This window comes from Protofrankia sp. Cj3 (assembly GCF_917627355.1).
Lineage (GTDB): Bacteria > Actinomycetota > Actinomycetes > Frankiales > Frankiaceae > Protofrankia.
The window spans coordinates 1-6,976 of sequence record NZ_CAKJTR010000222.1 but is presented as its reverse complement, the minus strand read 5'-3'; the positions used below and the strand labels follow the sequence as shown (position 1 = coordinate 6,976).

At 66.7% G+C, this 6,976-nt stretch carries 8 protein-coding genes; 1 reads left to right on the top strand and 7 read right to left on the bottom strand.

Translation table 11 applies throughout. The features are described from left to right. Positions 1–221: 221 nt before the first annotated feature. From MJ783_RS20755 to MJ783_RS20725, 7 genes are all read right to left on the bottom strand, one after another. Positions 222–1,253, bottom strand: coding sequence for an SDR family oxidoreductase (locus MJ783_RS20755; protein WP_239312938.1), 1,032 nt, complete (start codon positions 1,251–1,253; stop codon positions 222–224). After that, a complete protein-coding gene (locus MJ783_RS20750; protein WP_239312935.1) occupies positions 1,253–1,420 on the bottom strand; it encodes a hypothetical protein in 168 nt (55 codons plus the stop codon). Before MJ783_RS20750 ends, MJ783_RS20755 begins: the two co-directional genes overlap by 1 nt. After that, positions 1,407–1,694: an acyl carrier protein gene (locus MJ783_RS20745; RefSeq protein WP_239312932.1), complete on the bottom strand. Its 288-nt coding sequence runs from the start codon at positions 1,692–1,694 to the stop codon at positions 1,407–1,409. Before MJ783_RS20745 ends, MJ783_RS20750 begins: the two co-directional genes overlap by 14 nt. Positions 1,695–1,856: 162 nt before the next feature. Beyond that, complete coding sequence (locus MJ783_RS20740) at positions 1,857–2,303, bottom strand: type II toxin-antitoxin system RatA family toxin (RefSeq protein ID WP_239312930.1); 447 nt, start codon at positions 2,301–2,303, stop codon at positions 1,857–1,859. 26 nt (positions 2,304–2,329) lie between these two features. Beyond that, positions 2,330–3,496: a GNAT family N-acetyltransferase gene (locus tag MJ783_RS20735; protein ID WP_239312928.1), complete on the bottom strand. Its 1,167-nt coding sequence runs from the start codon at positions 3,494–3,496 to the stop codon at positions 2,330–2,332. A 52-nt stretch (positions 3,497–3,548) separates the two neighbouring features. Next, complete coding sequence (locus tag MJ783_RS20730; protein WP_239312926.1) at positions 3,549–3,773, bottom strand: hypothetical protein; 225 nt, start codon at positions 3,771–3,773, stop codon at positions 3,549–3,551. 517 nt (positions 3,774–4,290) lie between these two features. Then, positions 4,291–5,628 carry an ammonium transporter gene (locus tag MJ783_RS20725; protein ID WP_239312924.1) on the bottom strand — a complete coding sequence of 446 codons (1,338 nt, stop codon included), beginning with the start codon at positions 5,626–5,628 and terminating at the stop codon, positions 4,291–4,293. A gap of 511 nt (positions 5,629–6,139) precedes the next feature. Between MJ783_RS20725 and MJ783_RS20720 the strand changes: the two genes are divergently transcribed. Next, positions 6,140–6,976 (top strand): substrate-binding domain-containing protein (locus MJ783_RS20720; RefSeq protein WP_239312922.1); only part of this gene is annotated, 837 nt, incomplete at its 3' end.

Genomic DNA, 6,976 nt, shown 5'->3' with positions numbered 1-6,976 from the left:
CCGTTACAACGCTCGGAACAGCAGCGATACGGCATGTGCGGAGAACGGGGCCAGGCCCGGGGACGTAGCTAACGGGGTGCGAAACAGCTAAAACCGGCGTCAACACGACCCACCCCCGACTACCGCTAATACAGCCCTGGACACACTGTGCTCAAACTGGCTACAACAATCATGATCGCCGTTTATGGCTATTCCGCCAGGACGGAATACGAACCGGCCCGTTACCGCTGGCGATCAGCGATCAGGGTCCACGGGCTGGGCGTGGCGAGGGCCCTGCGGTGCCGGTTCTCGGCCCAGTACCACACCGAAGCGGCCATCACCTCGCCTGAGTCCCGTACCTGCCGGGTGGGCTCGAACGGCCGCGACATGCTGGTGTAGCTCTGGAACATGGCCAGCAGCTTGACCGCCCGTTGCTGCGCCGGGGACAGCCACTGCTCGGCCAGCGGGAGGAAGAACCGGTTCCAGCTGTCGGTGGAGACCGTCGGCGGTCTGTCGATCGGCTCGACGCCCTTCGTCGTCCGGTATGTGTTGATGGTGTCGCAGGCGATGTCGACCAGCCTGGCCAGCCGCAGGCTGCCCTGCCCTCCCGCGATGACCTCAGTGCGGGGCGCCGTCGGCGGGGCACCGAGCGCCGCGTCGACGATTACGTCGGCGACCTCGTCCACGGGGCTGATCTCGGCGTAGCCGTCGGGATCCCCAACCACCACCGCGGCCAGTCCGGAGACCAATGCCGGTAACAGGGTGTAGGGACCGGAGAAACGAGTGATTCCGCCGTCGCCGCGCCGGCCCATCACCAACGGTGGGCGGACCACCGTCACCGGGCCGCGATGGCGGGTGGACACGATCTCCTCACAGGCTGCCTTGGACCACTCATAACCGTTGCGGTAGCCCTCGAACTCCGTGCCCCCGCAGCCCGCGGGGAGGCGTGCCCCGTCCACATAAGCGGTGGAGACGTGAACGACGTGCGTCTCAGGGCCGGCCAGTCCGAGCACCGCGCGCAGGGTGTTGATATTGGTGGTGGCCTCGTCCCGGGTCATGCTCCAGTGGGTGGCTGCCGCGGTGTGCACGATGGTGTCCCAGCGGCCGGCCAGTGCGGGCGGCGCCGGCTCCTGACCAATGTTCCAGCAGACGATGGAAGTGTCGGTGGCCCGCCGCGCCACCCGGACGAGATCCGGTGCCGCGGGGTGGCTGAGCAGCCGGTCAGCGGTTTCGGTGCCGATGACACCGGTTGCCCCGGTGATGAGGATGCGCATCACGTCTCCCGCAAAGAGGTCAGGACCAGGCAGGCGTTCTGCCCGCCGAAGCCGAAGGAGCTGGCGGGCGCCGGCGCCACGGCCACGCTTCTGGAGGCCACGGCCTCGACGAGACCGGCCGCCGAGCTGGCAACGAGGGCGACCGGCGGCCGGTCAGCCACAGTCATCCACGGGGACCTGACGGGCATCCCCGGGGACCTGGCGGGCCACCAGCAGTTCGACAGCGTGTCCGACTGTTTCAGCCCGGACCAGCTCCTCGGGCTCGATCCGGACGCCGAGCACGCGTTCTAACTGCGCGCCCACCGCCATCAGCTCCAGGCTGTCGATGTCGAACTCGGCACGCAGGTCGGTGTTGTCATTGATCACGTCGATGTCGGCGCCGAGGACATCGGCGATGGTGGCGCGGACGACGTCGGCCAGCTCGCGTTGCTGCGGTGTCATGTTCATGTTTTTCCTTGTTGCTCCTGGTTCGGTGTTCAGTTCAGGCCAACGGCGATCGCGTGGGCGGCCACGGCCAGCGCCGTCGAGGATGTCGAGTGCCTGCTCCAGCTCGGCGTTAGGGCTGGTCATAGGAACTAGGCGCTGTCGTGAGCACGAGCGCGGTTACCGGCTGTCGGTCAGCCGCCGCTCAAGCGCGGTGAGCATCTGCTGGGCGTTCTCCCGCAGCGCGGCGGCGGCAACCGGATTCAGCATGCCGGCGAGCAGCGGGATACCGATGTCGAACTCCAGGTGCAGGGACACCAGGCTGGCGCTGTCGCCGGCCGGGCGGACGGACCAGCAACCGACGAAGCGCGACAGGTCCCCGCTGATCTGACGGAAGTCGCATCGGCGGGCCTGGTGATCGAGATACTCGGCCGCCACCCACTCCAGCACCGATCCCCTGAGCCAGACCGACCACGCCGTTGTCCGATGGTCCGCTCCAGAGCACTCGACGATCTCAACCGATCGGACGTTATCCATGCACTGTGGGTAGTTTTCGACGTCGGTGACCGCGGCCCAGCTCTGGGCAGGCAGGGCGTCGATGGACAGTTCGGCTGCGACTGTGGGCATCGGAGGCTCTCTTGAGGCGAGATGGGTCAGGACCGTGGCGCCAAGGCGTCCGCCCGAGCGGACGCCAGCGCGGGTGGCAGCAGGCGGCGCAGGACAGCCCGGGGGAACGCACGGATATGGGTGATGGCGTAGGACTGCTCCACCAACGCGCAGCCCAGCTCCCGCTTTGGTTCGTAGGCCGTCTGGGCGAACCTGATATGCTGGCACTTCTCCGCGATGGCGAGTTCAATGGCCGCGTAGTGCACGTTGTGATAAAGCCGGGCCCGGTGCGCCAGCCGGTAGTCCAGCCCGATCCGCACCCCCACGGCACCGTGACCGCGGAAGAAGCAGTGCAGGAAGGCCACCAGCTTGTCCCCGTCGAAGCAGGCCACCACCCGCTGCTCCAGGCCCTCGGCGTCGGACAGCGCCCGCAGGAACACCCCGTCGAGGACATCCAGTGTCTGGTCGGCGCGCACCATCACCTGCTGGTAGAGCCCGAGCATGGCGGGCAGCAGGTCCGCGAAATCCCTCCGCACTTCGATTCTCAGTCCCGGGTGGTCGCGGAAATTTCGTATCGTGCTACGCACGTTCCGGCGTGCCTTCGCCGGCAGCGCGGCGATGTAGTCGTCAAAGGAGACATGGCCCAGCCGGAGCTCGGTGTCTGGCAGACTGGGCACGAAGAAGAAGCCGGCCGCCGCCAGCTGCGGGCGCAGCGCCGCCATGCACTCAGGCGCGAAGTCCTTGAACACAACCGTTCCCAGCCGGTTCCGCCGGGCGTACCGCAGGACCGCCCGCACCAGCAGCTCGCAGACCTCGGGCTGGAGCGGTCCCCGGCTCAGGACCCGGCCCGGACCGAGGAAGTTGCCGCAAAACAGCATGGGCACGCGCAACAGCCGAGGGAACAGCCTGCGTACCGGGGCCAGCAGGCGTCGCTCGCCAGAGCCTACAACGTCGTCGAGCCGCAGCTCCCGGAAAGCGGCCAGCGGCAGGATCGCGCAGATCTCCCCCGCGCTCCGGACCACCACGTAGGCGTACTCGTCCGGCCCGATGGCGCCCTGTTCCATCGCGGCGAAGACCTGCCGTGCCCACATGGGGTCGTCCGCGGGAGCCAGCCCGTCCCACACCTGCGCCGGGATAGCGCCCACGCCGGGCAGGACATCGACAGCATATCCGGCCGGCGCCGTCACCACGCCGTGGCCACTGTGCTCTGCCATGGGTTCTCACCACTCCGGGCCGGGTCAAGGGGCAGGGACGGGAACGGCGCGGTCAGCTGATGCGCGGCGGCTGACCGGTAAGCGCCGTACATAGCGGCTGGGCCATCCGGCCCGCAGCGGGCGGATGGGAGACCGGACCGGCGGTGGCCGAGGCGAGGCAGGCCGGCTCGGCCGAGCTGATGAACGACAGTTCGGCGGACGGCCGCCGCGCCGACACGGTGTCCATGCCGGGGCGGAGCCGGTCAGGTACGGATCTTTCGCCACCGAGAAAGCTCACCTGGCTGCCCTTTCCGAGGTCATGACAGGGAGACCGACACAGGCGCGCGGGCCGATGAAGCCGTGCTCAGGCGGTGTGCCCCGCAGGTCCCACCTGGATACAAGGAACTGTAGTAGGTCATTTACTGACTGAACACCCCCAGTTGGATATCTCCATCCGCAGTACCGCGGACCGGTCAGTGCCCGCCGCCACCGCTTCAATCAGAAAATTATGATTAAAAATAAAAACAGCTGGCTATTGCCGGGCCGCTCTACGGCGTGTTTCCGAAGCAGTCGTTTGATCAGGGAGCCGTGTCCAGGTAGTTCCTGGCTGGACACGGCTCGCCCGGACAGAAGATTCACAAAACAGGTTCTGCAGGACTCCGGAAACCGGGATTTTCACCTGGGCACCAGCGAGAGCGATGAACCGGCCACCGGTGGCCAGGACGGACGCGGACCATCCAGACCATCGACATCCGCGGGAGCCGCCCGGGCACCGTCACCATTGTGCCGGTCATCCCGGCTGGCAGGATCAATGTTCAGCGATGATGCCCGGCCGTCGAGTCCGGCTTCATCGGCTGACTCCAGTCAGCCAGGCCTTCCAGGCCTTCCGGCACCTCCGGCACCTCCGGCATCTCCGGTGTCCCGGCGGCATATGCGAGCTCGCCGTGCTCCGCGAGGTCCAGGCCGGTCCACTCCTGGCGCCGGCTCACCCGGTTACCGACGATCAGATCAATGAGCATACCGATCAGATACGTCGCAATCAGTGAATACATCACGACCACGGTCAGCGCCAACAACTGGTTGCCGAACAGGTGAAGCCCGCCGCCGTGGAAAAGCCCATTGGCGCCATCGGGGTTGACGCTCTTGGTCGCGAAGAGCCCGAGACAAAGAGTGCCAAGGCAGCCCCCGACCAGATGCACCGCGATGACGTCGAGGGAGTCGTCAAGAATGAGCCACGCCTTCAAACCGACCGCGAGACAGCACACCACTCCGGCCAGCGCGCCGATGAGAATGGCAGACATCGGTGTGATGAACCCCGCGCACGGAGTCACCGCGACCAGTCCGCCGAGTGCTCCGGTACCGGCTCCGAGGACGGTCGGTTTGCCAGTGCGGACGCGCTCGACCGCGATCCAGGTCAGCAGCGCCGCGGCCCCGCCGAGGTTGGTGTTGGTCGAGGCGAGGGCCGCCAGCCCGTTCGCGTTCAACGCGGCGCCCCCGTTGTACCCGAGCCAGCCGAACCACAGTATCCCGGCGCCGATCATCACCAGCGGCACGCTGTGCGGCGGCTTCTGCCGCTCAGGCCATCCCACTCTGTGTCCGAGCACCATCGCCATGGCGACAGCGGCGGCACCAGCGTTGGCGTGCACGACCATACCGCCACCGAAGTCGAGGGCGCCCAGCTTGGCGGCCCATCCGGTGGGCGAGAAGACCCAGTGCGCGACCGGCGCGTAGACAACTATCGGCCACAGCACGAGAAAGAGGATGTAGGCGGCGAACCGCCAGCGGTCCGCGGCCGCTCCGGTGACCAGCGCCGGGGTGATCACGGCACCCATCATCTGGTAAAGAGCGAATGCGATCACCGGTACCGCCAGCCGAGGCATACCGGGCACACCGCCGCTCAGGCTCGACGGCGTCAGTCCGGCGAAGTGCAGGCCACCGAGTAAGCGGTTACCGCCGTCGAACGCGAGCGAGAAACCGATCAGCGCCCAGGTGACGCTGACGACCCCGATGGCGCAGAAGCACTGCATCATGATGCCCAGTACGTTGTGCCGGCCTTGCAGGCCGCCATAGAAGAAGGCCAGGCCTGGTGTCATCAGCAGGATGAGAGCGGCGCAGATCAGCACCCAGGCGGTGGCGCCCGTATTTATTTCCATCCCGAGGTTCCTTCCCGGTCAACCGATGGGTTCCTTGGCGTCTACGGGTGCGGCTCTCCTGGAGTAACCTGATCATTCCGCGAGTGCGTAGCTACTTTGGTACCGAACCTGGTGGACCCGTTGTTGTTCTTGGGGTAGGTGGCAACGCCATTACCACCGACTTCTTCGACCAATCCGCGGTGCGCGAGATCCCGGCCCCGGTCCGGATTCAGTGGCGGCCGGCCTGACGTCACGGGCAGCATAGTTAACCAGCTCGACAGCACCGAAGCCGAGAAGCCCGGCCAGCGCCTCAACCAGTTCCGCGGAGATCCGTACCACACCGCGGAGCCTGTACCAGAACCGACAGCGCCAGGTAGCTCCAAACGGAGATCTCGGTCAGGAGGTCTCCATCTAGAGATAGCGGACAAGACGAAAATGCTGGACATTATCGTCATTGTCACAGTTGTCATGCCCCCCAATACGCACCGCGTCCCCGCCGAAGCGGGCGCCGTCTCCAGGAGGTCTGGGGCTCATGCCAGACCAAGATCACAATGCCTATGAGGTCGAACCCCCACCCTCTCGGGCTCCACGCGCAGTCCTCGTGTTCCTACTGACCGGAGTAGTGATCGCCGGTACGATATTGGCGTTGCGCACCACCTCCGGTGCCAGCTCGGAATCGTGCTCAGGCGCGCTCGCTCTGACCGTTGAAGCGGCGCCCGAGGTGTCCGCCGCTGTCCGTTCGGCAGCCGCCAACTACCAGCAGACCAAGCCAAACGTCGACGGCACGTGTGTCACCGTCCGGGTGAGCACACGTGCCGCCCAGGAGACCACGCGGCTGCTTGGCGGAGGGTGGCGAGAGGCGACCGCGGGAAACCAGCCGGACGTGTGGATCCCGGACTCCACGGCCTGGCTCGACATGGCTCGCCTGCAGGAACCGGCACGCGTCCTGGTACCGCAGAGCGCACCGACGATCGCGACCTCGCCGGTCGTCATCGCGGTGCCGCGGAGCATGGCCAAGACGCTGGGCTGGCCGAGCAAGAACCCGTCCTGGGATGATCTTCGTATCAACGAAGGGAGCACCACCTTCTGGCACGACCACAACGACAAGTACCCCGGCAAGTTCCAGGTCACCTTCGCCAGCCCACAGACGTCGTCGGCCAGCGCGGCCGCGATGATGTCCATCGCCGCGGTCGCGCTGGGCAAGCCGGCTGGAGAACTCACCGCCCAGACGTTCCGCGATGACATGTCCGCCAAGAAAGTGGTTCTCGACCTGGAGCGCAAGAGCTCGGCCATCGCCGACTCGGACGAGGCGCTGCTGGCCGGGCTACGCCAGGCCGACGCCGACACCAGCGGAGGAGGGCTGACCGGC